The organism is Saccharomonospora cyanea NA-134 (assembly GCF_000244975.1).
Classification (GTDB): domain Bacteria; phylum Actinomycetota; class Actinomycetes; order Mycobacteriales; family Pseudonocardiaceae; genus Saccharomonospora; species Saccharomonospora cyanea.
Window position 1 is genome coordinate 2,680,453 of sequence record NZ_CM001440.1, and the last position, 25,764, is coordinate 2,706,216.

General features: G+C 69.9%; 24 protein-coding genes. 20 read left to right on the top strand and 4 right to left on the bottom strand.

Annotated elements, in window-relative coordinates; genetic code table 11:
- Nucleotides 1–84 precede the first annotated feature (84 nt).
- Together SACCYDRAFT_RS12650 and SACCYDRAFT_RS12655 are read right to left on the bottom strand one after the other, a co-directional pair.
- Nucleotides 85–978 carry an NAD(P)-dependent oxidoreductase gene (locus tag SACCYDRAFT_RS12650; protein ID WP_005456667.1) on the bottom strand — a complete coding sequence of 298 codons (894 nt, stop codon included), beginning with the start codon at nucleotides 976–978 and terminating at the stop codon, nucleotides 85–87.
- Nucleotides 979–1,033: 55 nt separating this feature from the next.
- A complete protein-coding gene (locus SACCYDRAFT_RS12655) occupies nucleotides 1,034–1,813 on the bottom strand; it encodes an alpha/beta fold hydrolase (RefSeq protein WP_005456669.1) in 780 nt (259 codons plus the stop codon).
- A gap of 105 nt (nucleotides 1,814–1,918) precedes the next feature.
- On the opposite strand from SACCYDRAFT_RS12655, the gene SACCYDRAFT_RS12660 reads away from it, so the two are divergent.
- The 18 genes from SACCYDRAFT_RS12660 to SACCYDRAFT_RS12745 all read left to right on the top strand — a co-directional run bounded on the left by SACCYDRAFT_RS12660 (nucleotide 1,919) and on the right by SACCYDRAFT_RS12745 (nucleotide 21,282).
- The gene (locus tag SACCYDRAFT_RS12660; protein ID WP_005456671.1) at nucleotides 1,919–2,413 is read left to right on the top strand and encodes a MarR family winged helix-turn-helix transcriptional regulator; all 495 of its coding nucleotides are present in this window, start codon (nucleotides 1,919–1,921) and stop codon (nucleotides 2,411–2,413) included.
- A 408-nt stretch (nucleotides 2,414–2,821) separates the two neighbouring features.
- Nucleotides 2,822–4,219: an NAD-dependent malic enzyme gene (locus SACCYDRAFT_RS12665; protein ID WP_005456673.1), complete on the top strand. Its 1,398-nt coding sequence runs from the start codon at nucleotides 2,822–2,824 to the stop codon at nucleotides 4,217–4,219.
- Between the two features lie 14 nt (nucleotides 4,220–4,233).
- Nucleotides 4,234–5,547, top strand: a complete 1,314-nt coding sequence (locus SACCYDRAFT_RS12670; RefSeq protein WP_043536443.1) for a DUF6986 family protein — start codon at nucleotides 4,234–4,236, stop codon at nucleotides 5,545–5,547.
- On the top strand, nucleotides 5,538–5,816 hold the full coding sequence (locus SACCYDRAFT_RS12675; protein ID WP_005456676.1) for a thiamine-binding protein: 279 nt from the start codon (nucleotides 5,538–5,540) through the stop codon (nucleotides 5,814–5,816). Before SACCYDRAFT_RS12670 ends, SACCYDRAFT_RS12675 begins: the two co-directional genes overlap by 10 nt.
- Nucleotides 5,809–6,210, top strand: coding sequence for a helix-turn-helix domain-containing protein (locus SACCYDRAFT_RS12680; protein WP_005456677.1), 402 nt, complete (start codon nucleotides 5,809–5,811; stop codon nucleotides 6,208–6,210). Before SACCYDRAFT_RS12675 ends, SACCYDRAFT_RS12680 begins: the two co-directional genes overlap by 8 nt.
- Nucleotides 6,211–6,370: 160 nt before the next feature.
- The gene (gene uraD / locus SACCYDRAFT_RS12685; RefSeq protein WP_005456678.1) at nucleotides 6,371–6,868 is read left to right on the top strand and encodes a 2-oxo-4-hydroxy-4-carboxy-5-ureidoimidazoline decarboxylase; all 498 of its coding nucleotides are present in this window, start codon (nucleotides 6,371–6,373) and stop codon (nucleotides 6,866–6,868) included.
- Nucleotides 6,865–7,215, top strand: coding sequence for a hydroxyisourate hydrolase (uraH, locus tag SACCYDRAFT_RS12690; RefSeq protein WP_005456679.1), 351 nt, complete (start codon nucleotides 6,865–6,867; stop codon nucleotides 7,213–7,215). Before uraD ends, uraH begins: the two co-directional genes overlap by 4 nt.
- Before the next feature lie 5 nt (nucleotides 7,216–7,220).
- A complete protein-coding gene (gene pucL, locus SACCYDRAFT_RS12695; RefSeq protein WP_005456681.1) occupies nucleotides 7,221–8,126 on the top strand; it encodes a factor-independent urate hydroxylase in 906 nt (301 codons plus the stop codon).
- A gap of 21 nt (nucleotides 8,127–8,147) precedes the next feature.
- The gene (locus SACCYDRAFT_RS12700; RefSeq protein ID WP_005456683.1) at nucleotides 8,148–9,602 is read left to right on the top strand and encodes a nucleobase:cation symporter-2 family protein; all 1,455 of its coding nucleotides are present in this window, start codon (nucleotides 8,148–8,150) and stop codon (nucleotides 9,600–9,602) included.
- A 34-nt stretch (nucleotides 9,603–9,636) separates the two neighbouring features.
- The gene (locus SACCYDRAFT_RS12705; RefSeq protein ID WP_005456685.1) at nucleotides 9,637–10,473 is read left to right on the top strand and encodes a hydroxypyruvate isomerase family protein; all 837 of its coding nucleotides are present in this window, start codon (nucleotides 9,637–9,639) and stop codon (nucleotides 10,471–10,473) included.
- 39 nt (nucleotides 10,474–10,512) lie between these two features.
- On the top strand, nucleotides 10,513–11,397 hold the full coding sequence (locus SACCYDRAFT_RS12710; RefSeq protein ID WP_005456687.1) for a 2-hydroxy-3-oxopropionate reductase: 885 nt from the start codon (nucleotides 10,513–10,515) through the stop codon (nucleotides 11,395–11,397).
- A gap of 51 nt (nucleotides 11,398–11,448) precedes the next feature.
- Complete coding sequence (gene gcl, locus SACCYDRAFT_RS12715) at nucleotides 11,449–13,224, top strand: glyoxylate carboligase (protein WP_005456689.1); 1,776 nt, start codon at nucleotides 11,449–11,451, stop codon at nucleotides 13,222–13,224.
- Between the two features lie 27 nt (nucleotides 13,225–13,251).
- Nucleotides 13,252–14,400 (top strand): glycerate kinase, encoded by a 1,149-nt coding sequence (locus SACCYDRAFT_RS12720; RefSeq protein WP_005456691.1) that lies wholly within the window; start codon nucleotides 13,252–13,254, stop codon nucleotides 14,398–14,400.
- The gene (gene aceE / locus SACCYDRAFT_RS12725) at nucleotides 14,397–17,165 is read left to right on the top strand and encodes a pyruvate dehydrogenase (acetyl-transferring), homodimeric type (protein ID WP_005456693.1); all 2,769 of its coding nucleotides are present in this window, start codon (nucleotides 14,397–14,399) and stop codon (nucleotides 17,163–17,165) included. Before SACCYDRAFT_RS12720 ends, aceE begins: the two co-directional genes overlap by 4 nt.
- The gene (gene allB / locus SACCYDRAFT_RS12730; protein ID WP_052309103.1) at nucleotides 17,162–18,532 is read left to right on the top strand and encodes an allantoinase AllB; all 1,371 of its coding nucleotides are present in this window, start codon (nucleotides 17,162–17,164) and stop codon (nucleotides 18,530–18,532) included. The genes aceE and allB overlap by 4 nt, the downstream gene beginning before the upstream one ends.
- Nucleotides 18,533–18,578: 46 nt before the next feature.
- A complete protein-coding gene (locus SACCYDRAFT_RS12735) occupies nucleotides 18,579–19,418 on the top strand; it encodes a bifunctional allantoicase/(S)-ureidoglycine aminohydrolase (RefSeq protein ID WP_005456702.1) in 840 nt (279 codons plus the stop codon).
- A 25-nt stretch (nucleotides 19,419–19,443) separates the two neighbouring features.
- Nucleotides 19,444–19,914 (top strand): thioredoxin-dependent thiol peroxidase, encoded by a 471-nt coding sequence (gene bcp / locus SACCYDRAFT_RS12740; protein ID WP_005456703.1) that lies wholly within the window; start codon nucleotides 19,444–19,446, stop codon nucleotides 19,912–19,914.
- Between the two features lie 231 nt (nucleotides 19,915–20,145).
- On the top strand, nucleotides 20,146–21,282 hold the full coding sequence (locus SACCYDRAFT_RS12745; protein ID WP_005456704.1) for an AAA family ATPase: 1,137 nt from the start codon (nucleotides 20,146–20,148) through the stop codon (nucleotides 21,280–21,282).
- Between the two features lie 152 nt (nucleotides 21,283–21,434).
- On the opposite strand, the gene SACCYDRAFT_RS12750 is transcribed toward SACCYDRAFT_RS12745, so the two are convergent.
- Nucleotides 21,435–23,108 carry an MDR family MFS transporter gene (locus tag SACCYDRAFT_RS12750; protein ID WP_043537249.1) on the bottom strand — a complete coding sequence of 558 codons (1,674 nt, stop codon included), beginning with the start codon at nucleotides 23,106–23,108 and terminating at the stop codon, nucleotides 21,435–21,437.
- A gap of 194 nt (nucleotides 23,109–23,302) precedes the next feature.
- Here SACCYDRAFT_RS12750 and SACCYDRAFT_RS12755 point away from each other — a divergent pair, with 194 nt between their 5' ends.
- Together SACCYDRAFT_RS12755 and SACCYDRAFT_RS12760 are read left to right on the top strand one after the other, a co-directional pair.
- Nucleotides 23,303–24,157, top strand: a complete 855-nt coding sequence (locus SACCYDRAFT_RS12755) for an arylamine N-acetyltransferase family protein (protein ID WP_005456707.1) — start codon at nucleotides 23,303–23,305, stop codon at nucleotides 24,155–24,157.
- 50 nt (nucleotides 24,158–24,207) lie between these two features.
- The gene (locus SACCYDRAFT_RS12760) at nucleotides 24,208–24,783 is read left to right on the top strand and encodes an NADAR family protein (protein WP_005456709.1); all 576 of its coding nucleotides are present in this window, start codon (nucleotides 24,208–24,210) and stop codon (nucleotides 24,781–24,783) included.
- Nucleotides 24,784–24,855: 72 nt separating this feature from the next.
- Here SACCYDRAFT_RS12760 and SACCYDRAFT_RS12765 read toward each other — a convergent pair whose 3' ends face one another.
- The gene (locus tag SACCYDRAFT_RS12765) at nucleotides 24,856–25,740 is read right to left on the bottom strand and encodes an NAD(P)-dependent oxidoreductase (RefSeq protein ID WP_005456711.1); all 885 of its coding nucleotides are present in this window, start codon (nucleotides 25,738–25,740) and stop codon (nucleotides 24,856–24,858) included.
- Between the last annotated feature and the right edge of the window lie 24 nt (nucleotides 25,741–25,764).

Consider the following 25,764-nt stretch of genomic DNA (forward strand, 5'->3'; position numbering starts at 1 on the left):
CTGACCCGCTCGTCGACGGCGGCCGGACCACCTGCCCCGGGCCCTCGCCCGAGGCAGGCACAGCACCGTGGCACCGCATGAGCGTCACCGTCGCTTCGTGATCACCTCGAACAGGCTCGAGAATCCCTGGTCGCCGTGGCCGTCGGCGATGCGGCGGTCCATCAGGTCCTTGACCTCGCGCATGCGTACGGCTTCCACGCCCATGGATTCGCGATGGCTGATCATGTCGTCCATCAGCGCGGCCTGGACGTCGAGCGAACCGAGGTCGGGTCCGTACTCGCCGTTCTTGACGGCCTGCCCGAACGAGGTCAACAACGGCGGGTAAGCGCCCAACGAGCCGGCGACCCGCTCGGCGAACTCCGCCACGTCGACGCCCTCCGCCTGGACCAGTCTCAACGCGTGCAGGAAGCCGATGAGGAGCTCGTAGGCCACCGCGACCTGGGCCATGAACTCCACCGCCGCCGCCCCGGGGTCCTCGCCGTGGTACTCGACACTGCCCAGTACCCGCAGCGTCGACTCGTGGGCCTCGAACGCCCTGCGAGCACCACTGAACGGGAACACGATGTTCGGCGTACCCACATACGGCGGATCCCCCATGATCTTGCCGTCGAGATACTCGGCGCCGCGCTCACTCGCCCAGCGCTCGTTGGACCGCGCCTGGGCAGGAGACCCACTCGTGACGTTCACCAGCACCCTGCCCGCGACCGCGGCGTCGACGGACCCGAGCACCTGCTCCACCGCTGTGTTGTCGAGCAGGCAGACCACGACGAGCGGGCTCGCCGCCACCGCCTCCGCGGCCGTCGCGGCCGCCGTGGCACCAGCCTCCACCAGCGGCGCGCCCTTGCTCGCCGTCCGGTTCCACACCGTCGTGCGGTATCCGCGGTTCACGAACACCTTGGCGATCGCCGATCCCATGTCACCGAGACCGAGCACGGTGACCTGGCTGGCCACGCCGGTCAGGCCGTCGGTTGTCGTCATGTCGTCATGATCTTCCTTTCGGTGGGGTGTCCTTACAGGCACGGGCTGCGGTTGGTCAGTCGAGGAATCCGTCGACGAGTCGAAGCAGTGGTTCCGGTCGGACGAACCAGTCCATGTGCCCCTGATCGGGGATCTCGGCGAGTTCACTGCGCGCGATCGCCTCGTGCAACCGCCGGGACTCTTCGACGGGAACCATGGCGTCCCGGCCGAAGCCGACGATCAGGGTGGGCACCTGGATGGTCGGCAGCAACGGGCGGATGTCCACGTCCAGTCCGAGATCGATCTGGCGAGCGATGCCTTCCGGCGGCCAGGGGTCGGACAGGAAATGAGCCAGCCCGTCGTGGCCGAAGTGGTCCAGGACGGCCGCGCTGTATCCGGTCAGGGCGGTGAACCGCTTGAGCAGCTCGCGGTCGGTGTGGAGCAGGCGGCGCCAGGTCTGGAAGTAGAACCGGTTGCGCGGGCCCGCGGTGTGCGACCAACCGGCCACGAGGACGAGGCGGCGCACCAGGTCGGGGTGCCGTGCCGCGACCGCGGCGGCGGCCACGGCGCCGAGGGAGAAGCCCAGCACGTCCACGGGACCGTCCACGGCGGCGCGGACGGCGGCCGTGACCTGTTCGGAGATCAGCTCGATACTGAGCGGCCCACCGTCGTCGGTGGTGCCGCCGCTGCCACTGAAGTTGGGCCGGACCACTGTCCGGGAGCCGCTGAAGTGGTCTGTGACGTGAGCGAACACCTTGTCGGCGTCGCCGCCGATGCCGTGGACCAGCGCCAGACCGGGACCGGTGCCGTCCACCTCGTAATGGACGCGGCTCCCGTGTGCGGAGGCGTATCGCATCGCCCCTCCTTCTCTGAGTGCTGATAATCTTAGCGCTAGATAAAAGCAGGAGAACTAGTTGATCAGCAAGACTCTTAGTGCTCAGATAATTGTGAGGTGTGACTCATGGCGGACGCAGTGGCCGGTGTTGTCGAGCAGTGGCGGAAGCAGCGCCCAGACGTCGACTTCGAGCCGATTGCCGTGGTGGGGCGCCTGATGCGCCTCTCCCGACTGTGGGACAAGGCGATCAAGGACTTCCTCACCCGGCACGGCGTCGACCCCGGCGAGTTCGACGTGCTCAGCACGCTGCGTCGAGCCGGCGAGCCCTACCGGCTCAGCGCGGGGGAGATCCTCGGCGCCTCCCTGGTCACCTCCGGTGCCATCACCCTGCGCATCGACCGCATGGAGGCCAAAGGGCTGGTCGAACGGGTACGCGACGCTTCCGACCGCCGCGTCGTCCGCGTCCAGCTCACCCCGAAGGGTCTCGCCACCATCGACGACCTCATCCCCCGCCACCTCGCCAACGAAGCCGACTTCCTGCGCGCCCTCGACCAGGACGACCGAGAGCGACTCGCCGACCTGCTCAGCGCCTTGCTCACCGACTACGAACACCGCACGTGACGCATTCCGTCCACGCGGGCGACGACGCCAAGCGGGCTCCCAGCCGGAAGCGCACCACCCGGAGTGCGCTTCCGACGCCACCGGTCCTCGCCGCGAGCGCACTCCCGTGGCCGAGGACCGGGCGCCCGCCGCGGGCTTCGATGGCGGCCCACCGACTTGAGACTCAACAGCGGCGCAGAGGTCGTGCGGCGTCCTGCCTGCGCCCGCTCAACGCCGGACCACCCCGAGCAGGTCTTCGGTACCCGACCGCCACCCGGACGGCGCGGGCCGGACAGCCAGCGGAGACCTGCTCGGACCCCGACACCGGATCTTGAGCGTTGTTTTTCCGCCATGCAGACATTAGCATCCGCATAGTGGAAACAAGGGGTTTCCTGTGCCCAGTCGTTCCCGTCTCGCTAGCGAGGTGTGATGTCGAGAACCAGTCCGGGTTACGCGATCACCGTGCGCGTCGACGCACCGGCCGACGCCGGTGCCACGAGTGGCCTCGTCGCGGCGGTGAGCCGCGCCGGCGGAGCGCTCACCGCGCTCGACGTCGTGGAGTCCCACGCCGACCGAATCGTCGTCGACATCACGTGCGACGCCACGGACGCCGACCACGCCGAGACCATCACCGCGACGCTCGGTGAGGTCGAGGGGGTGTCGGTGCGCAAGGTCAGCGACCGAACCTTCCTGCTGCACCTCGGCGGCAAGCTCGAGGTCAACTCGAAGGTGCCGCTGCGGCATCGCGACGATCTGTCCCGGGCCTACACTCCCGGCGTCGCCCGGGTCTGCCGGGCCATCGCGGAGAACCCCGAGGACGTCCGGCGGCTCACCATCAAGCGCAACACGGTCGCGGTGGTCACCGACGGATCGGCCGTGCTCGGTCTCGGCGACATCGGCCCGGCCGCCGCGTTGCCGGTGATGGAGGGCAAGGCCGCGCTGTTCAAACAGTTCGCGGGCGTCGACGCGTGGCCGGTGTGCCTCGACACCAAGGATCCGGACAAGATCGTTGACATCGTCAGGGCCATCGCCCCCGGCTACGGTGGGATCAACCTCGAAGACATCGCCGCGCCCCGGTGCTTCGAGATCGAGCGGCGGCTGCGCGAGGAGCTCGACATCCCGGTCTTCCACGACGACCAGCACGGCACCGCCATCGTCGTGCTGGCCGCCCTCACCAACGCGCTGCGCGTCGTGGGCAAGGACAAGGGCGCGATACGCACGGTGGTGAGCGGGGTCGGCGCGGCCGGTCACGCCATCATCCGGCTGCTCCTCGCCCAGGGCGTACACGACATCGTCGCCTGCGACCGCCGCGGGATCGTGCACCGCGACCGGGACGGGCTCGACCCCGCGCGGAAGTGGATCGCCGAGCACACCAACCCCCGCGACGCCACCGGCACACTCGCCGAGGCGCTCGCGGACGCGGACGTGTTCATCGGGGTGTCCGCGCCGAACCTGCTCACCGGCGACGACATCGCCACGATGGCCGACGACGCGATCGTCTTCGCCCTCGCCAACCCCGATCCGGAGGTCGATCCCTTCGCTGCCCGAGAACACGCCGCCGTGGTGGCCACGGGCCGGTCGGACTTCCCGAACCAGATCAACAACGTGCTCGCGTTCCCGGGGTTCTTCCGGGGCATGCTCGACGCCGGTGCACACGAGATCACCGACGCGGTGATGCTCGCCGCAGCCGGGGCCGTCGCCGACGCCGTGGAGCCGGAGCAACTCAACGCCGCCTACATCGTGCCCTCGGTGTTCGATCCCCAGGTCGCCCCCGCGGTCGCCGCGGCCGTCCGCGCCGCCGGGTCATCGGAGGGAGAGCCCCGATGACCGATTCCCGACCGATGGCCGACGACATCGAGAAAGGTGCTGCGCCAGTGGACACTCTCGCCGACGAGCTCGACATGCGCCTTGCCGACTCCGACGAGGAGCTGGCCGACCGGTTCCCCGGCGACCGGGGCGTGCGACAACCCGTACACACGGTGTACGTGCCGGGCGATCGCTACACCGGCGCGCTCCCCGCCGAGTGGGGTCGCCAGGCCCTCGCCGCGCTCGACGACCACGTGACCACGCCGGAGGAGTTCGGCGAGATCACTGGGATCACACCGGAAACGGTCTGTGAGGTGTGGCCGCGGGTGCGGGACAAGCTCGCACGGGAACCGATCGAGGATCTGCGCATCGACTTCGAGGACGGCTACGGTACGCGGCCCGACGCCGAGGAGGACGCCGCGGTGACGGCCACCGCGCGGGCGCTCGCGACGGCGGTGCGCGACGGCTCCGCTCCGCCGTACCACGGGATCCGGTTCAAGAGTTTCGAGGCGGCCACCCGGCGGCGCGGGCTGCGGACCCTGCGACTGTTCGTCGAGGCGTTGCATGCGGCGGGCGGGCTCACCGACGGGTTCGTGCTCACCCTGCCCAAGGTCACGTCGGTGGCGCAGGTCGAGGCGATGGTGCTCGTCTGCGAGCGGCTGGAGGCCGAGCACGGACTGCCCGCGCGCACCCTGCGGTTCGAGATCCAGGTCGAGACACCGCAGTCGATCCTCGGGCCGGACGGCACGGTGCTCGTGGCCCGGATGGTGCACGCCTCCGCCGGCCGGTGCACCGGGCTGCACTACGGCACCTACGACTACTCCGCCTCCTGCGGGATCGCGGCGGCCTACCAGAGCATGGAACACCCCGCCGCCGACCACGCCAAGGCGGTGATGCAGGTGACCGCCGCCGGCACCGGCGTGTTCCTTTCCGACGGGTCCACCAACGTGCTTCCCGTCGGCGACCGGGCAGCGGTGCACGCGGCGTGGCGGTTGCACGCCCGGCTGGTGCGCCGATCGCTGGAACGCGGCTTCTACCAGGGCTGGGACCTCCATCCGGCGCAGCTGCCGACCCGCTACCTGGCGACCTACACCTTCTACCGGGCGGGGCTGGGGGACGCGCTCGCCCGCCTGCGCGCCTACGTCGGCGGAGGGGACTCGGGCTATCTCGACGAACCCGCCACGGCCGCGGCCCTGGCCGGGTTCGTGCTCCGCGGCGTCGACTGCGGAGGGGTCACGGCCGAGGAGATCGCCGCCGCTACCGGCCTGGACCCGGGCCGCCTCGCCGTGCTGGCCCGGCGACACCCCGAGAAGGCGTCGCCTCCCGGTAACCTGCGGGCATGCGGCTGAACGCGGAATTCACCACGGAACCGTTCGTCGGTGAGGGGGAGCCGCCTGCTCATGCGCGAGCGGCTCTCCGCGCCGCCGAGGACGCCGGGCTCACCGTGGACTTCGGACCGCTCGGCACCGGTGTGTCCGGTGAGGACGATCGTCTGCTGCCGGCTCTGGAACGCATCGTGTCGGCCGCGCTGGCGAGCGGGGCGACGCGCGTGACGTTCCAGGTCGAGAAGGCCGACGAGGGACCGGGGTCCGCGATGGGAGGGCGTTTCGGTGTCTGAGGCGACCGGTCCCGAACAGGTCGGCTCCGATCCCGTGGTCCATCCACTCGTCGCCGCCGTGCTTCCGCTGGTGGAGCGCGTGAACGGCCGCGTCGTCGCCGTGGAGGAGATGTCGCCGTCGGATGTACCGCTGCGGTGGGAGGGCCGCACCGTCGCCGGTGTCCGGCTGCCGGGCGCCGACACCGGTGCGGGCCTGAACGCGCTGCTGGACGACGTGGCCACCGAACTGGGCGGGCCGCTGGCGGACCTGCCGCGGGCGGAGAAGCAGCGCGCCGTGCGGCTGCTGGAGGAACGCGGCGCGTTCCACTACCGCAAGTCCGCCGAAACCGTGGCCGAAGCGCTGGGCGTCACCCGGTTCACCGTGTACAACTACCTGAACCGCTTTCGAAGCTGATCCGGCATGACGTCGATGTCGGGGTTGACGTCGCCTCGACACTTGATCGATCCAGAATTCCCTCGGCCTAATTTTTCAACAAACTGTTGACGTAGTGATGACCCACACGTCATCCTTTCGTTTGCCGGAATCAAAATTCCGCAATGCGAGAGGAGTGCGGGTGACTCTGGAGGAATTCAACGCCGCGACGGGTGAGCGCCTCATGGCCGCGTTGCTCGCGTGCTGCGACGCACCGAGGTGGGCCGAAACGGTCAGCGCCGGCCGCCCGTATCCCGACGCCGACGCACTCGTCGCCGCCGCCGACAAGGCGGCGGCGTCACTCGAAGCACACGAGATCGATCGGGCCCTGGCCGCCCACCCCCGGATCGGGGAACGCGCCGAGGGCTCGAACGTCGAATCGGCATGGTCGCGGCAGGAACAGTCCACGGTGCGACGCGACCACGCCACCCAGCAGGCGCTGGTGGAGGGCAACCGGGCCTACGAGGAGAAGTTCGGCCGGGTCTTCCTCATCTGCGCCACCGGGCTGTCCGCGGAGCGGATCCTCGCGGCGCTGCGCACCCGGTTGGGCAACGATCCCGAGCGCGAGGCCGAGGTCGTCGCCGACGAGCTGCGCAAGATCGCGGCCCTGCGCGTGCGGAAGTTGGTGACGGCGGCATGAGCGCCATCACCACGCACGTACTCGACACGGCGCTCGGCAGGCCCGCGACGGGCGTGCCCGTACGCCTGGAGCGGCTCGTCGTCGAGACCGACGGCACACCGCGGTCCGACCTGCTCGCCGTCGGTACCACCAACAGCGACGGGCGCGTTCCCGAGCTCGGCCCCGACCGGGTCGAGGCGGGGACCTACCAGCTCGTGTTCGACACGGAGACGTACTTCGCCGCCACCGGGCAGATCGGGTTCTTCCCCCGGGTCCGCATCACCTTCCTGGTGGCCGACCCCGGGCAGCACCACCACGTCCCGGTGCTGCTGAGTCCCTTCGCCTACTCCACCTACCGAGGGAGCTGAGCCTCATGGCCATCGTCTTGGGCCCCAACCAGTACGGAAAAGCGCAGAACCACCTCGTGCGCGTGTACCGGGGCACGTCCCGGCACGAGATTCGGGACCTGACCGTGTCGAGCGCCCTGCGCGGTGACTTCTCCGCCGCGCACATCGACGGTGACCAGCAGGACGTTCTGCCCACGGACACCCAGAAGAACACCGTCTTCTCCTTCGCCAAGGAGAAGGGTGTGGGGGCGATCGAGGACTTCGCGCTCACCCTGGCCGACCACTTCGTCGCGCAGACCCCCGCCGCCGACGGGGCCCGCATCGAGATCGACGAGATGCCCTGGCAGCGCATCGACGTGGACGGCAGGGATCACGACCATTCCTTCGTGCAGGGCGGCCTCGGCACCCGCACCACTGTGGTCAACGTGGACGGACGGGGCCCGGACCGCACCGCCCACGTCGTGTCCGGGATCAAGGACCTGACACTGTTGAAGTCGACGGGTTCGGAGTTCCGCGGTTTCCTCAAGGACCGGTACACCACACTGGAGGAGACCGACGACCGGATCCTGGCGACCTCCCTGGTGGCGCGGTGGCGCTACGAGGGCACCGACGTGGGCTGGGACGAGACGTTCGAGTCGATCCGGAGCCTGCTGCTGGAACAGTTCGCCGAGATCCACTCCCGGGCCCTGCAGCAGACCCTCTACGGCATGGGGCACGCGGTGCTGGAGAAGCACCCCGAGGTCGCCGAGATCAAGTTCTCCGCGCCGAACAAGCACCATTTCCTGGTCGACCTCTCGCCGTTCGGTGTCGACAACCCCGGCGAGGTGTTCTACGCGGCCGACCGTCCGTACGGGCTCATCGAAGCCAGCGTCGTGCGTGACGACGCGTCCGAGCGCGGATCCGCCTGGCACGCCGTGCCCGCCTGGGTGTGACCTCGAAGGAGGCGATCAGCAATGGGGCTGTTCAAGCGCTCCTCGAAGTACCGTGGGCGGCCGGAGGACGAGACCTATCCCTTCCCGAAGCTGCTGGCTTACGGTACCCAGCACATCCTCACGATGTACGGCGGGGTCATCGCGCCCCCGCTGATCGTCGGCGGCGCCGCAGGCCTGTCCGCGACCGACCTGGCACTGCTCGTCACCGCGGGCCTGTTCGTGAGTGGACTCGCGACGCTCGTTCAGACGATCGGACTCGGCCCGTTCGGCAGCCGGCTCCCGGTCGTGCAGGGCGCTTCCTTCGCCAGCGTCTCCACGATGGTGGCGATCGCCTCCGAGGGAGGCGTGCGCCCGGTGTTCGGGGCGATCCTCGTCGCCGGGCTGATCGGCCTCGTCGCCTCGTCGTTCTTCGCGCAACTCGTGCGGCTCTTCCCGGCCGTGGTGTCGGGCACGATCATCACGGTGATCGGCCTGTCCCTCATGCCCGTGGCGTTCACCTGGGCGCAGGGCGGCAGTGGCGCGGAGGACTTCGGGTCGATGGGCAACATCGGCTACGCGGGCCTCACCCTGCTGGTCATCCTGGTGATCAGCAGAGCGTTCCAGGGCGCGATCTCGCGCCTGTCGATCCTACTCGGGCTCGTGGCAGGCACGGTGGTCGCGGTGTTCACCGGCAAGGCCGACTTCTCCCAGGTCGGCGAGGCGGCGATCTTCTCCCTGCCGCGGGTGCTGCACTTCGGCGCACCCACGTTCGAAGTGGGTGCGATCGTGTCGATGACGATCGTCGTCGTGGTCATCATGATCGAGACCACGGCCGACATCCTCGCCATCGGTGAGATCGTGGGCACCGAGGTCGACGAGAAACGAGTGGCGGGCGGGCTGCGTGCCGACATGGCAGCGACCGCCGTCGCCCCGGTGTTCGGCGCGTTCCCGTGCAGCGCGTTCGCGCAGAACGTCGGTCTGGTGGCGCTGACCGGCATCAAGAGCCGGTTCGCCGTGGCCGTCGGTGGTGGAGTGCTCATCGTGCTCGGCCTGCTGCCGGTGGTGGGCGCCGTGGTCGCGGCCATCCCGTACCCGGTCCTCGGCGGCGCGGGCATCGTGCTGTTCGGGTCCGTGGCGGCCAGCGGCATCCGCACGCTCGCCCGCGTGAACTACCAGGACAACCTGAACATGGTGATCGTGTCGGTCTCGATGGCGATCGGCATCATCCCCATCGCCGCGCCCGAGTTCTGGAACTCGTTCCCGGACTGGCTCGGCGTGGTGATGCACTCGGGCATCAGTGCCACGGCCGTGGTCGCCGTCGTACTCAATCTCGCCTTCAACGAACTCAAGATCGGCAACAGAGCCGGCGCTTCGGTGTTCGAGGCCGCGGAGACGAGCAGGGAGCGGTTCGGGGACACACTCGACGACGACATCCGCGGCGAGCCAAGGCCGGTGCCGCGCAGCAGGCCACGGCCCGCCGACGGGCAGGCAACCTGACGAACGACGAATCTCCCGCGGACCCGCGGGGGAGATGGAAAAAGAGGCAACTTCCGTGACGCACTCCCTTCGCTTCGAGGTCAACTGTTCGATCCTGTTCACCGAACTGCCGCTGCTCGAACGGCCCGCTGCCGTGAAGGCCGCAGGGTTCGGCGGTGTCGAATTCTGGTGGCCGTTCCCCGAGGCCGTCCCGAGCGACGCCGACGTCGACCGGTTCGTCACCGCCGTCTCCGACGCCGGTGTCCAACTCGTGGGCCTCAACTTCTTCGCGGGTGACATGCCCGGCGGCGACCGGGGTCTCGTGTCGTGGCCCGGCCGCTCCGGCGAGTTCCGCGACAACGTCGACGTGGTCGTCGGCATCGGCGAGCGGTTGGGGACCAAGGGCTTCAACGCGCTCTACGGCAACCGTGTCGACGGTGACCCGGAAGCGCAGGACGACCTCGCCGTGGAGAACCTCGCGTTCGCGGCGGAGGCCGTGGCGCGCATCGGCGGCACGGTGCTGGTGGAGCCCGTCAGCGGGGCGCAGCGGTACCCGCTGAAGACCGCCGCCGACGCGCTCACGGTGATCGACCGGGTCCGCGACGACACGGGCGCGACCAACGTCGGCCTGCTCGCCGACCTCTACCACCTCGCGGTCAACGGCGACGACGTCGACAAGGTCATCGCGGACCACACCCACCGGGTGGCGCACGTGCAGCTCGCGGACGCGCCCGGCCGCAACCAGCCGGGCACCGGTGAGCTGCCGCTCGACCGGCAACTCACCGATCTGGAGGCGAACGGCTACTCCGGTTGGGTCGGCCTGGAGTACAAGCCGACCGGAGCCTCCGCCGACGGTTTCGACTGGCTGCCGCGCGAGCGGCGCGGCGCCTGACCCACCACCCCCTACAACGTCCGGAAAGGACAGACAACGATGACGAACATCGCCTTCGTCGGCCTCGGCATCATGGGTAGTCCGATGTCGGTGCACCTCGCGAACGCGGGACACGACGTCGTCGGCTACAACCGATCCCCGGAGAAGACCAAGCCGTTGACCGACGCCGGAGGCCGAGCCGCGCACTCGATCGCGGAGGCGGTCGCGGACGCGGACGTGGTCTGTGTGATGGTGCCCGACTCCCCGGACGTCCAACAGGTGCTGACCGCCGAGGACGGCGTGTTCGACAACGCGAAGCCGGGCACGCTCGTGATCGACTTCTCCAGCATTCGGCCGGACGTCACCGTCACCCTCGCCGAGGAGGCGCGGCGCCGGGGCTTCCGGATGCTCGACGCGCCGGTGTCCGGTGGTGAAGCGGGAGCGAGGAACGCCGCACTGTCGATCATGGTCGGCGGTGAGGCCGCGGACTTCGAGGAGGCCCGGCCGCTGTTCGACACCGTCGGCAAGACGGTGGTCCACGTCGGGCCCAACGGTTCGGGCCAGACGGTGAAGGCCGCCAACCAGCTCGTCGTCGCGGCCAACATCCAGGCCCTGTCGGAAGCCGTCGTGTTCCTGGAGGCGTACGGCGTCGACACCGAGGCCGCCCTGACCGTGCTCGGCGGCGGACTCGCCGGCTCCGCCGTGTTGCAGCAGAAGAAGGGCAACATGCTGACGCGTTCCTTCGAGCCCGGCTTCCGCATCGAGCTGCACCACAAGGACATGGGGATCGTCACCGCGGCCGCCCGCGAAGCCGGTGTCGTCGTCCCCGTCGGCGCGCTGGTGGCCCAGCTCATGGCCTCCGCGAAGGCCGCAGGCGACGGCCAACTCGACCACTCGGGCCTGCTGCGCGGCGTCGAGCGCCTGAGCGGCCGCGCCGACCGCTGATCCCGGGCGTCCGACGCCCGATCCGTCGAAACCGAAAAGGACGTAGAAACCATGGCACGTATGCGAGCCGTCGACGCGGCGGTCCTCATCCTCGAGAAGGAGGGGAGCACGCAGGCGTTCGGCCTGCCCGGCGCGGCGATCAACCCGTTCTACAGCGCTCTGCGCGCGCACGGCGGGATCCGCCACGTGCTCGCCCGGCACGTCGAGGGCGCGTCGCACATGGCCGAGGGCTACACCCGTGCCGAGGCGGGCAACATCGGCGTCTGTGTCGGCACTTCCGGCCCCGCCGGCACCGACATGATCACCGGCCTGTACTCCGCCTCGGCGGACTCCATCCCCATCCTGTGCATCACAGGTCAGGCGCCGGTCGACAAGCTGCACAAGGAGGACTTCCAGGCCGTCAACATCGCTTCGATCGCCGCGCCGGTCACGAAGTGGGCGGTGACGGTGCTGGAACCGGCGCAGGTTCCGGGCACCTTCGCCAAGGCGTTCCAGATCATGCGCGAGGGCAGACCGGGGCCGGTGCTCATCGACCTGCCACTCGACGTCCAACTGGCGGAGATCGAGTTCGACCCCGACACGTACGAGCCGCTGCCGGTGGTGAAACCGGCGGCCACCCGCAAGCAGATCGAGCGCGCGTTGTCGATGCTCGTCGCGGCCGACCGGCCGCTGATCGTCTCCGGCGGTGGTGTGATCAACGCCGACGCGTCGGACCTGCTGGTCGAGTTCGCCGAGGCCACCGGGGTACCGGTGGTCCCCACCCTGATGGGATGGGGCACGATCCCCGACGACCACCCGCTCACGGCGGGCATGGTGGGCCTGCAGACCTCCCACCGTTACGGCAACGCGACGCTGCTGGCGAGCGATTTCGTGCTCGGTGTCGGCAATCGGTGGGCCAACCGGCACACCGGCGGTATCGACACCTACACGGCGGGCCGCACGTTCGTGCACGTGGACATCGAGCCGACCCAGATCGGCCGGGTGTTCGCCCCCGACTACGGCATCGTGTCCGACGCCAAGGCCGCACTGGAACTGTTCGTCGAGGTCGCACGCGAGTGGAAACGGGACGGGCGCCTGCCCGACTACACCGGATGGGCGGAGGAGTGCAGGCGACGTCGCCGCACGATGCAACGCAAGACCCACTTCGACACCGTTCCCATCAAACCTCAGCGCGTCTACGAGGAGATGAACCGGGCGTTCGGTCCTGACGTCCGTTACGTCACCACGATCGGGCTCTCGCAGATCCAGGCCGCGCAGTTGCTGCACGTCTACAAACCCCGGCACTGGATCAACGCCGGTCAGGCGGGCCCCCTCGGCTGGACGGTCCCCGCCGCGCTGGGGGTGGCCACCGCCGACCCCGACTCCACGGTCGTCGCCCTGTCCGGGGACTACGACTTCCAGTTCCTCATCGAGGAGCTGGCCGTCGGTGCGCAGTTCAACATCCCGTACGTCCACGTCGTCGTGAACAACGCCTACCTGGGGCTGATCCGGCAGGCACAGCGGAACTTCGACATGGACTACTGCGTGCAGCTGTCCTTCGACAACATCAACGCGCCCGAACTCGGCGGATACGGCGTCGACCACGTGAAGGTGGCCGAGGGGCTCGGCTGCAAGGCGCTGCGGGTGTTCGAACCGGAAGACATCCGGCCCGCGCTGGAGAAGGCGAAGACCCTCGCCGAGGAACAGCGCGTGCCGGTCGTGGTGGAGGTCGTTCTCGAACGGATCACGAACGTGTCGATGGGCATGGAGATCGACGACGTCGTGGAGTTCGAGGAACTCGCCGAACGCCGCGAACACGCTCCGACGGCCATCTCGCCGCTGGACTGAACAAGCCGAAAGGAACCGGGACCCGTTATGCCGTCCGTGCTCATCGCCTCCGACAAGTTCAAGGGATCGCTGACAGCCGCCGAGGTCGCGGACGCGGTGGGTGACGGGGTGCGACGGGTTCTCCCACACGCCCGGGTGTGCTGTACACCCGTGGCAGACGGAGGGGACGGCACGCTCACCGCCGCCCTCGCCGCCGGGTTCACCGAGGTACCCGTGACGGCGTCCGGCCCGACCGGACAGCCCGCGCGCACCCGCTACGCGCGGCGCGGAACCACCGCGGTGGTGGAGCTGGCCGACGTGTGCGGGCTGAGTCGCCTGCCCGATACCCGCCGCGAGCCGATGCGCGCCACCAGCCGGGGAGTCGGCGAGGTGGTCGCGGCCGCGCTCGCGGCGGGCTGCCGCGACATCGTCCTCGGTGTGGGCGGCAGCGCGAGCACCGACGGCGGAGCCGGTCTGGTGACCGCCCTCGGCGCACGTCTACTGGACTCCCGGGGACGGCCGGTCGGCTCCGGCGGGGAAGCGCTGAGCGAAGTCACCACCGTGGACCTCACCGGCCTGCACGCCACCCTGCGGGGAGCGTCGGTGACCATCGCCTCCGACGTCGACAATCCGTTGACCGGGCCAGCCGGGGCGGCGGCCGTGTACGGACCTCAGAAGGGCGCGGATCCCGCGCAGGTCGCTGTGCTCGACACCGCCCTGACTCGCTGGGCTGACGTGGTCGCCCACGCCACCGGCCGCGATCTGCGAGACGTTCCCGGAGCGGGCGCGGCGGGCGGAGTGGGTTTCGCCGGACTCGCCGTGCTCGACGCCGCCCTGCGCCCCGGCATCGAGCTGGTGCTGGACCTGGTCGGGTTCCGGCGGCACCTGCCGGGCGCTGACCTGGTGGTCACGGGGGAAGGCGCGCTCGACGAACAGACCCTGCGCGGCAAGGCCCCGGTGGGGGTGGCGCGGGCCGCGGCCGCCGCGGGCGTGCCCGTGGTCGCGGTGTGCGGCACGAACAACCTCCCCGCGCAACGCCTCCGCGTCGCCGGGATCCGCACCGCGTACGCGCTCGCCGAACTCGCACCGGACCTGGCTGCCTGCTTCCGGAACGCACCCCCCCTGCTGCGGGCTCTCGGCGAGCGGATCGCCGCCGAGCACCTGACTCAGATCTCCGAGAAAGGGACCGATCGTTGACTCTCTCGCCCGTCCGGCCGTCGGCACCGCACCCGGTGGTCGGTGAAGGCCTGGCCAGCCAGCTCCCCGACGTCGACCCGGCGGAGACCCGCGACTGGGTCGACTCCCTGCGCACGGTGGTCGCGGCGCAGGGGGCGTACCGGGCGCGGTTTCTCATGGTGAAGCTGCTGGAGAAGGCGCGGGCCCTGCACATCGGGGTGCCGCCGCTGCCCGCCACCGACTTCGTGAACACGATCTCCACCGAACACGAGCCGTGGTTTCCCGGAGACGAGGACCGCGAACGGCGTATCCGCCGTATCATCCGGTGGAACGCCGCTGTCATGGTGACCCGCGCCAACCGTCCCGAGATCGGGGTGGGCGGTCACATCGCGACCTACGCCTCCGCCGCCTCCCTCTACGAGGTGGGCTTCAACCACTTCTTCCGAGGCAAGGACCATCCCGGAGGCGGCGACCAGGTGTTCATCCAGGGCCATGCCTCCCCGGGCATCTACGCCCGCGCGTTCCTGGAGGGCAGGCTGGGGGAAGACCAGCTCGACGGTTTCCGTCAGGAGCTGTCCCGGGGTGACCGGGGACTGTCGTCGTACCCGCACCCGAGGCTGATGCCGGAATTCTGGGAGTACCCCACGGTGTCGATGGGGCTGGGCCCCATCAACGCCATCTACCAGGCACGGTTCAACCGCTACCTACACGCACGCGGTATCAAGGACACCAGCGACCAGCACGTGTGGGCCTTCCTCGGCGACGGCGAGATGGACGAACCCGAGTCGCTGGGCGCGATCGGGCTCGCGGCGCGCGAGGGGCTGGACAACCTCACCTTCGTCGTCAACTGCAACCTGCAACGCCTCGACGGACCGGTACGCGGCAACGGCAAGGTGATGCAGGAGCTGGAGTCGTTCTTCCGCGGAGCCGGCTGGAACGTCGTCAAGGTCGTGTGGGGCCGGGAGTGGGACAAACTGCTCGCAGCCGACCGCGACGGCGTGCTCGTCCACGCCATGAACACCACGCCGGACGGCCAGTTCCAGACCTACGCCACCGAGTCCGGCGCCTACATCCGCGAGCACTTCTTCGGCCGCGACCCGCGGCTGGCCGCTCTCGTGGAGAACCTGTCCGACAACGAGCTGGAGCGGCTGCCACGCGGTGGTCACGACTACCGCAAGATCTTCGCCGCCTACCGGGCCGCCACCGAACACACCGGGCAACCGACGGTCGTCCTCGCCCACACGGTGAAGGGCTGGACGCTGCCGCATTCGATGGCGTCGCGCATGGCCAACCACCAGATGAAGAAGATGTCCGCCGCGGATCTCAAGGCGTTCCGCGACCGGTTGCAGCTCCCGATCACCGACGAGGCCATCGAGGACGGCGTGGCGCACGGACTGCCGCCCTACTACCACCCCGGCCCGGACTCCGACGAGGTCCGCTACGTGCTCGACCGCCGCCGCGAGCTCGGCGGTTTCGTCCCAGAGCGCCGGAACGTCACCAAGCCCCTGCCGCAGCCACCGGAGAAGGTGTACGCGGGTCTGCGGAAGGGCTCGGGCACACAGCCGGTGGCGACCACGATGGCGTTCGTCCGGCTGTTGAAGGACCTGATGCGCGATCCCGGGATCGGGCACCGGTTCGTGCCGATCGTTCCCGACGAGGGCCGCACTTTCGGGATGGACCCGTTGTTCTCCAACGCCAAGGTGTACTCGCCGCACGGACAGACCTACGAGTCGGTGGATCGTGCGTTGCTGCTGTCGTGGAAGGAGTCCGAGGCCGGGCAGATCCTGCACGAGGGCATCAACGAGGCGGGCTCGATGGCCTCGGTGACGGCCGCGGGCACGTCCTACGCCACGCACGGCGAGCCGATGGTTCCGGTCTACCTCTTCTACTCGATGTTCGGGTTCCAGCGCACCGGTGACGCCGCGTGGGCGTTCTCCGACCAGCTGGGCCGGGGTTTCCTCCTCGGCGCCACGGCGGGGCGCACCACGCTGAACGGTGAGGGCTTGCAGCACGAGGACGGGCACTCGCTGCTTTTGGCCTCGACCAACCCGGCGTGCGTGTCGTACGACCCGGCCTTCGCGTTCGAAGTGGCGCACATCGTGCGTGACGGGCTGCGCCGCATGTACGGCGAGGCGGCCGAGGACGTCTGGTACTACCTCACCGTCTACAACGAGCCCTACCCGCAGCCGCCGGAGCCGGAAGACCTCGACGTCGCGGGGCTGCTGAGAGGTCTGTACCGGTACTCGGCCGGGCAGAGCGGTGCCCCCGGCGCGCCGAGGGCGCGGATCCTGGCGTCGGGGGTCGCGGTGCCGTGGGCCTTGCGTGCGCAGGCGCTGCTCGCCGAGGACTGGAACGTGGTCGCGGACGTGTGGTCCGCACCGTCCTGGACGGAACTACGCCGTGACGCGCTCGACTGCGAGGCCTGGAACCGGCGGCATCCCGGTGAGGCTCCACGTGTGCCGTTCGTGACCTCCGCCCTGGCCGAGGCCGGCGGCCCGGTCGTCGCCGTGAGTGACTGGATGCGGGCCGTGCCCGACCAGATCCGGCCGTGGGTCCCCGCCAGGTACACCTCACTGGGCACCGACGGCTTCGGCTGCTCGGACACGAGGTTCGCGCTGCGCAGGCACTTCGGGGTGGACGCGGAGTCGATCGTCGCGGTGACGCTCGGCGAACTGGCGGCCACCGGTGCGGTGCCCCAGCACGTACCCACGCAGGCTGTCGGCCGCTACCGACTCGACGATCCCGACTACTACCCCAGCGGTGTTTCCGCCGGTGGTGACGCATGACGGAGGCAACGGTGAGGAAGGAAGGCGGGAACGACCACCACCTGGTGATCCGGGCGCCCCGAATGGTGACCCCGGCCGGGGAGACGGCGGCCTCCGTGGTGGTCAGGGGAAGCCGGATCGTCGGGATCGAGTCTCTGCACACCGCCGTGCCGGGCGCGGAGCAGGTGCACCTCGCCGCCGACGAGGTGCTGCTGCCCGGGCTGGTGGACTCGCACGTCCACGTCAACGATCCCGGCCGCACCGAATGGGAGGGCTTCACGAGCGCCACGAAGGCCGCCGCCGCCGGGGGCGTGACCACGCTGGTCGACATGCCGCTCAACAGTCTTCCGCCCACGGTCGACGTTCCGGCGCTGGAGACGAAGCGGAGGACCGCCGCCGAGCAGGCGTTCGTGGACGTCGGGTTCTGGGGCGGCGCCGTACCGGGCAACCGGGCGGAACTGCGCGCCCTGCACGAGGCCGGGGTGTTCGGATTCAAGTGTTTCCTGCTGCACTCGGGGGTCGACGAGTTCCCACCACTGGCGTCCGCCGAGCTGGAGGCGGCGATGGGGGAGATCGCGTCGTTCGACGGGCTGCTGATCGTCCACGCCGAGGACCACGACACGATCGACCACGCGCCCGCCTGCCGGGGCACGGACTACGACGGTTTCCTCGCTTCCCGGCCCCGGGAGGCGGAGAACCGGGCGGTGCGCCGGGTCGTGGAACTCGCGGAGCGGACCGGGTGCCGGGTTCACATCCTGCACGTGTCCAGCGCGGAGGTCGTGCCCGTCCTGGCCCGGGCACGGGAACACGGGGTGCGGGTGACCGCCGAGACCTGCCCGCACTACCTCGCTCTCACGGCCGAGGACGTACCGGCCGGAGCGACCCAGTACAAGTGCTGCCCGCCGATCCGGGAGCGGGACAACCAGGACCGGTTGTGGGAGGCGCTGCGGGACGGCGTGCTCGACCTCGTGGTCACCGACCACTCGCCGAGTACCGCGGACCTGAAGTGTTTCGACAGCGGTGATTTCGGCACCGCGTGGGGCGGGATCTCGTCACTCCAGCTCGGCCTTCCCGTGGTGTGGACCGAAGCGCGCAGGCGCGGGGTGGCGCTTCCCGACGTGGTGCGCTGGATGTCCGAGGCGCCGGCCGCGTTGGTCGGGCTGCACCGCAAAGGCCGCATAGCCCCCGGCTACGACGCCGACCTCTGTGTGTTCGCACCGGACGGGGAGTTCGTCGTGGACGCGACCACCCTGCACCACCGCAACGCGATCACACCGTACGACGGGCGTCGGCTGGCTGGGGTGGTGCGACGGACGTGGCTGCGGGGTGAGCCGGTGGATCTCGCCGCCTCGCCGCGTGGACGTCTGCTCACCCGGGTTGACGCATGACCGGCAGGGAGACGAAGTGAACGAAAAAGGCGAGGAGGACGGCAGCATGAACAGGCGGTACTACGCACCCACGGGAGGGCTTCCTCCACAGTCACAGCTCACCACCGACCGTGCTGTGTTCACCGAGGCCTACGCGGTGATTCCGCGCGGCACGATGACCGACATCGTGACCAGCCGCCTCCCGTTCTGGACCGGCACGCGGCTGTGGGTGCTCGCCCGGCCGATGTCCGGTTTCGCCGAGACTTTCTCCCACTACCTCGTCGAGGTCTCCCCTGGCGGGGGTTCCGAACAACCTGAACCGGACGCAGGCGCCGAGGGCGTGCTGTTCGTCGTGGGCGGCGAGCTGCTCGTGACGATCGAGGGGACACCGCACCCCCTCGCGGAGGGTGGCTACGCGTTCCTCCCGCCCGGCGCCGAATGGACGGTCCGCAACGACGGTGACGAGCCGGTCCGGTTCCACTGGATCCGCAAGGCGTATCAGCGGGTGGCGGGAGTAGGGGTGCCGGAACCGTTCGTGGTGAACGAACGCGACATCGAGCCGGTGGCGATGCCGGACACGAACGGCGCCTGGGCCACGACCCGGTTCGTGGACCCCGACGACGTCCGCCACGACATGCACGTCAACATCGTCACCTTCGAACCCGGAGCCTCGATCCCGTTTCCCGAGACGCACGTGATGGAACACGGGCTGTACGTGCTGGAGGGCAAGGCCGTCTACCTGCTCAACCGGGACTGGGTCGAGGTGCAGGAAGGCGACTTCATGTGGCTGCGGGCCTTCTGCCCGCAAGCCTGCTACGCGGGCGGGCCGGGCCGGTTCCGTTACCTGCTCTACAAGGACGTCAACCGGCACGCCACGCTGGGCCGAGCGGGCCTGCCGACACACTGACAGCACGGGACGGAGGAGAATCCGCATGCGGAGAGTGCGACTTCGCCGGGGTGACAGGGCACCCGAGTTCGCCCTGCCGGACCAGAACGGCGACACCGTCTCGCCGGCGTCGCTGCGCGGGTCGAAAGTGGTGATCTACTTCTACCCGGCGGCCGGGACGCCCGGCTGTACCACGGAGGCGTGCGACTTCCGGGACAACCTGGCCTCCCTGCGCTCCGCGGGGTACGCGGTCGTCGGCATCTCGCCGGACTCGCCGCAGCGGTTGCGGGAGTGGGCCCGCCAGGAGCGGTTGGTGTATCCACTGTTGCCGGACGAGGACCACGTGGTGCATCAGCGCTACGGCGCGTGGGGTGAGAAGACCGTCGACGGCCGGACGAGAACGGGTCCGTTGCGGTCGACGTTCGTGCTCGACGAGGAGGGTGTCGTCGAGCACGCCCTCTACGACGTCAACGCTCAGGGGCACGTGGCCGAGCTGCGGAAACTGCTCGGCGTCTGACCACGAGGGAGAGCCCGGCCGTTCCCCCCGCAGAGACGGCCGGGCGGCATCGGGGCCACCACGCTCGTGCTCACAGGCAGAGCCGACCCGCTCGCCGCGCGGCCCTTTCCAAGTCGTCCCACCCCCAGGCCCTCGGCGGACCCACGGGGTCGCAAAACAGATTGCGGTGCCGCGCTCAGGTGGTCGATCCTCGACGGTGTCCGGTCGGGGTGGTTGGGGAGGAAACAGAAAGTGCGGCCTGTGCCGGTGTTGTGGGTGTCCGGGGCACCCGGGGTGGGCAAGTCGACGGCCGCCTGGGTGCTCTACACGCGGATGGGCTCGGCGGGGCACCGAGTGGCCTATGTCGACATCGACCAACTGGGCTTGTTCGCTCCGGTCCTGCCCACGGATCCGGAGCGCCATCGGCTGAAGGCGACCATCCTTGTCGAGGTACTGGCCACGTTCGCGCGGCACGGCGCGCAGCAGTTGGTCGTGTCCGGGATTTCCGATCCACATCGCGGCATCGACCCGTACGTGCGGCACGCTCGGCATCTGGACTTCACCCTGGTTCGTCTGCGCTGCGACCGCGACGAGCTGCGACGTCGTTACCTGGGACGCGGCTCCTCGGCCGAGCGACTGGACGAGCTGATGTCGGTGGCCGATGCGCTCGACCACAACGACGTGGGTGTCGCGCTGGACACCTCCGCGATGTCGCCGGACGAGGTCGCCGACGCGTTGGCCGACGTGCTGGCCGACCACACCGGAGTCAGGAGAACGCCGGAGACGCGTCCGTGCCCCGCGCAGTCCATCGACGGCAAGCCCGGCGGGGTACCGGTACTACTCGTGGTCGGCCCTACCGCCGTCGGCAAGTCCACGGTCGGCTGGAAAGTCCTGAGCACGCTGTGGGAACGCGGCATGGCCGCTGCCTACGTCGACGTCGACCAACTCGGGTTCTCCGCACCGGAAACCGGGATGCGGCTCAAGGCCGAGAACCTGATCAGGGTCTGGCAGGGCTACCGCGAAGCCGGTGCCCGAGCCCTGGTCGTCGTCGCGCGCGGCGCTCCCGACGTCTACGAGCAGGCACTCGCCGGGGAGGACGTCACCACCGTGCGTCTGGACGCCTCGCCCGCCGAGCTGGCCGAGCGTGTCGCGTGTCGCGCCCGGGGAGAAGGCCCACGGCTGGCGGGCGACTCACTGGCCGCCGTGCCACCGTGGCGACAGAGCCGACTCGCCGAGCGCGCCGCTGAGGAGGCGCGCACGCTTCGCTCGCGGCTCACGGACCCGAGCGTCGTCGTCGACACCAGTGGCGCCGACAGCTCCACGGTGGCGGCCCGCCTGGTCTCCCTGCTGGAACCAGCTCTGCCGGAGCCGGACCGCCCGGCTCGCTGAATCGGGGGAACACCTCGGCCGAGGCACCGGCGGCTGGCACCGAGGTGTTCGCCGGAGGTACGACCACGACGGCCACCCGGCTCACCGGCCGGCGACGGCGACACTGCCGAGGCCGGCCGGGCGCGGCGCCCTGGTCACACTCCGTCCGCGACTCAGGTGTCGCGGGTGGTGGGGACGCGCGGGGCGGCCGGGCGGTGCGCTCCGGGCGTCGGCCGCCGGGTCTCGGGCCGGGGGTCGGTCCGAGGCCGGGTGCAGGCGAGACGCGGGTTGGCCACGTGCGTGGAGGGCGGGCGGTGCCCGGAAGGTGCCCGCACCGGCTGTGGTTCCTCGTCGAGGTCGAGGGTCTCGCGCAGTGGCGTCTCCCGGATGAAGACCACGGCCAGCACGGTGATCACGGCGGCGCAGGCCGACAGCAGGAACAGCGTTCCCGTGGCGTCGCCGTACGCGGTGCGCACGATCTCCCGCACCGGCGCGGGCAGGGCTTCGACGTCGAGGGTGCCGCCGCCGGTGCCGAGCCCGCCGCCTGCGGGCAGGCCCCGCGCGGTGAGGGACTCGGTGACGAGGTCGGTCACGCGCATGCCGAGCACGGCGCCGAGGGCCGAGACGCCGGTGGCGCCGCCGAGGGTGCGGAAGAACGTCACGGTGGCGGTGGCGGCACCGACGTTGCTCATGCCGACGGTGTTCTGCGCGGCCAGCACGAGGTTCTGCATGACCGATCCCACCCCGATGCCCATGAGCGCCAGGGACACGCCCATCCACCAGAGGTTGGTGTCGTGGTCGACCTGCGACAGCAGTGACAGGCCGACGAGCAGGACGAGCGAGCCTGCCACGAGGAACGGTTTGGTGCGTCCGACCCGCGAGACGATCCGGCCGACGATCGTGGAGGAGCCGACCATGCCCAGCACCATCGGCAGGGTCAGCAACCCGGCGGCGGTGGGGGAGAAGCCGCGCGCGGTCTGGAAGTACTGCACGAGGAACACGGTGCCGCCGAACATGGCTGTGCCCACGGCGAGCGAGCCGACGACGGCGAGGGTGAACGTGCGGTTGCGGAACAGGTGCAGCGGCACGACGGGCTCCCGCACCCGGCTCTCGACGAGGATCGCGGCGGCGACCATGGCCACGGCACCGCCGAGGAACGCGGCCGTGTGCGGGCCCCACCAGGGGAAGTCCTTGCCCGCGAGGGTCACCCAGATCAGCAGCAGGGCCACACCCGCGACGATGAGGGTGGCGCCGAGCCAGTCGATGGAGACCTCGCGCTTGACCACGGGCAGCTTCAGGGTCCGGCCGAGCAGGATGAAGGCGATGACGGCGATGGGCACGCAGACCCAGAACGACCAGCGCCAGCCGAGCGGGGAGTCGACGACGAGTCCTCCCACCAGCGGGCCGGAGACGGTGGCGACGGCGAACGTGGCGCCGATGTAGCCGGCGTAGCGACCACGGTCACGTGGCGCGATCATCGCGGCGATGACGGCCTGGATGAGCGCCTGCAACCCACCCATGCCGATGCCCTGCAGGGCGCGGAAGGCGATGAGCTGCGGCATGGACTGGGCGAACCCGCCGAGCACGCAACCGACGGTGAAGATCACGATCGCCGTCTGGTAGAGCACCTTCTTGCTGAACAGGTCGGAGAGTTTGCCCCAGATCGGCGTCGTGGCGGTGGAGGTCAGCAGCATCGCGGTGACCACCCACGTGTAGTGGCTCTGGGTGCCGTGCAGGTCGGCGAGGATGGTGGGCAGCGCACTGGAGACGATGGTGGAGGACAGCATCGCCACCAGCAGGGCGGACAGCAGGCCGGTGAACGCCTTGAGGATCTGTCGGTGCGGCATCGACACGGTGTTGGGCGGGGGCGGGCTAAAGGGCGCGGACGTGGTGGCTCCTTTCGGGCAGGGGGATTCCCGGACAGAGATCGGGTATTTAACAAGGCTAACGAAAAAAGTTGCGTGCAGCAACTATGCAGTTCGAGGGCGGTGGCGCTTGACCTCCAGTGCGGTCGAGGTGCGACGGTGACGTCGTGAACGCCATGACCACTACGACCACCACGACCAGCACAACGACGGCCCCGGCCCTCGACTGGCGGATCGACACGCTCGACCTCGACGCCTACCTCCGCCGCATCGGCCAACCGGCCGCGTCCCCGTCGGCGGAGGCGCTGGCCTCCCTGCACGAGGCGCACGTGCGCACGATCCCGTTCGAGAACGTCGACGTCGTGCTCGGCCGGACACCGAGCCTGGAGCTGCCCGACATCGCCGACAAGCTCGTGCACCGGCAACGCGGTGGGTACTGTTTCGAACACGGACTGCTGTTCGCGGCGGCGCTGGAACGGCTGGGCTACGACGTCGTCCGCTGCATGGCGCGGGTGGGGTTCGACAAGCCGGACGCGCCGCTGACACACCTGCTGTCGCTCGTGAGTGTCGGCGACGAACGGTTCCTCGCCGACGTGGGTTTCGGGTCGGGGTTACTGGTGCCGCTGCCGTTGACCGACGGTGCGCGCACCGAACACGGCGGGTGGCCGTTCCGGCTCCGGCAGGAGGGGCGCCACTGGCTGTTGGAGACACCCACCGACGACGACGGCTGGCACGTCGCGCACGGTTTCGACGAGACACCGCAGCGGTTCGTCGACTACGTCGTCGCCAACCACTACATCGCCACACACCCCAAATCACCGTTCACGCGGCGGCTCATCGTCCAGCGCAAGGACCACGGGAACTGCCGCAAGCTGCTCGGCCGCGGCTACCAGGTCGAGTACGCCGACGGACGGCCGACCGAGTCGAAGAGCGTCACTCCCGACGAGCTGGGTGACGTGCTGCGCTCACTGGACATCGTCGTGGACTCCGACGAGCTGGCCCGGTTGCGGGAGGTGTACGCGGGCGAGTAGCTGTGGGCTGCCGACAGGAACTCGGTCGCCTGCCGCCGTGCCGAACAGGCATGATCACCGTTGTGGACACTCCGTCAGCAGCCGTCGCAGAGGTGATCAGCCGGATACGGCAGGGGCAGCGGGTCAAGTTCCTGTTCTTCTGGGGTCATCGGCCCGAACGTGACGGCCGAGTCGGGCGTGGCTGTCTGAGCCAGTGGTGGCCCGCTCCGTTCACCGTCGACGGCCGGGAGTTCGCCACTGCGGAGCACTACATGATGTGGCGCAAGGCGATGCTGTTCGGCGACCGGGACAGCGCGGAGGAGATCCTGCGGGCGCCCCACCCGCACCGTGCCAAGGAGCTGGGGCGCGGCGTGCGGGGCTTCGACCAGCGCCGCTGGGAGGAGTGCCGGTACGGGATCGTGCTGGCGGGCTGCCTTGCGAAGTTCGGCCAGCACGCCGATCTGCGCCGGTTCCTGCTCGGCACCGGAGACCGGGTTCTGGTGGAGGCCAGCCCGGTGGATCCGATCTGGGGGATCGGCTTGGCCGCCGACGATCCGCGTGTCGAGGACCCGAGACAGTGGCAGGGGCTGAACCTGCTGGGCTTCGCGTTGGCCGAAGCACGGGGTGTACTCTCCGCGTCGACCTGAACACGGTCGCTTGGACCGACGCGAAGAAGCCGCGCGGACGGTAGCCGAAGGGGGCCACCGTCCGCGCTCGCCTCAACCCTCCGTGGGCTTGCTGAACTCCTCGATCAGCACGGGATACTGCTCCCCGCCGTGCCCGGCGGCGATCGCGCGGTCGGCCATCGCCTTGATCAGCTTCGGCAGTTCGGCGTTGACGCCGACCGCTTCGCTCTCCTCGACCAGGTGTGCCATCGCCCGCACGTCGGTTTCCAGAGCCGAGACCTCGGCCGGGAAGGAGCCGTTGTCGATCTGCTCGGCATAGCCGGGCAGCCATTCGGCCACGGCGGCCGCGATCCGCCGCGCGAACGGCGCATACGTCGCGGCGTCGACGCCCGCCGTGCGGACCAGGGCGGTTCCCTGGAGCCAGGCGTTCAGGACGCTCCACATCATGGCCAGGCCCGCCACGTCGTACAGGGACGCGAGCCCAGGGTCCGCGCCCAGGTAGTCGACGGTGCCGAGCGCGCCGAGCGTCGCTTCGTGCGTCTCGAAGTCCGCCCGCGGCCCGCTGTGCAGAATCACCGCCTCGACGGTTCCGATCGTCGACGGGATGGCCATGATGGCCCCGTCCAGGTAGCGAGCCCCTCGCTGCTCGGCCCAACGGGCGGTGTCCCGGGCCTGAGTCGAGTCGCCCGAGGTCAGGTTGACCACCATGGTGCCGCCCAGTTCACTGTCGGCAGCGCCGAGCAGTTCGTGCACGGCCTGGTAGTCGGTGAGGCAGACAACCGTCAGGGAACCGGCTCGGAGGGCGTCGCCGACCGTCGGTGCCAGCCGGGCGCCCTCGGCCACCAGTTGGTCGGCCTTGGACGGCGTCCGGTTCCACACGGTCGTGGGATGCCCGGCCTTCAGGAACGCGCCGGCGAGTGCCCGGCCCATCAGCCCGAGTCCGAGGACTGTCACGGGTGTGTCGGTGTTGTCGTTCATGGCAGCATCGTCGACGTTGATACC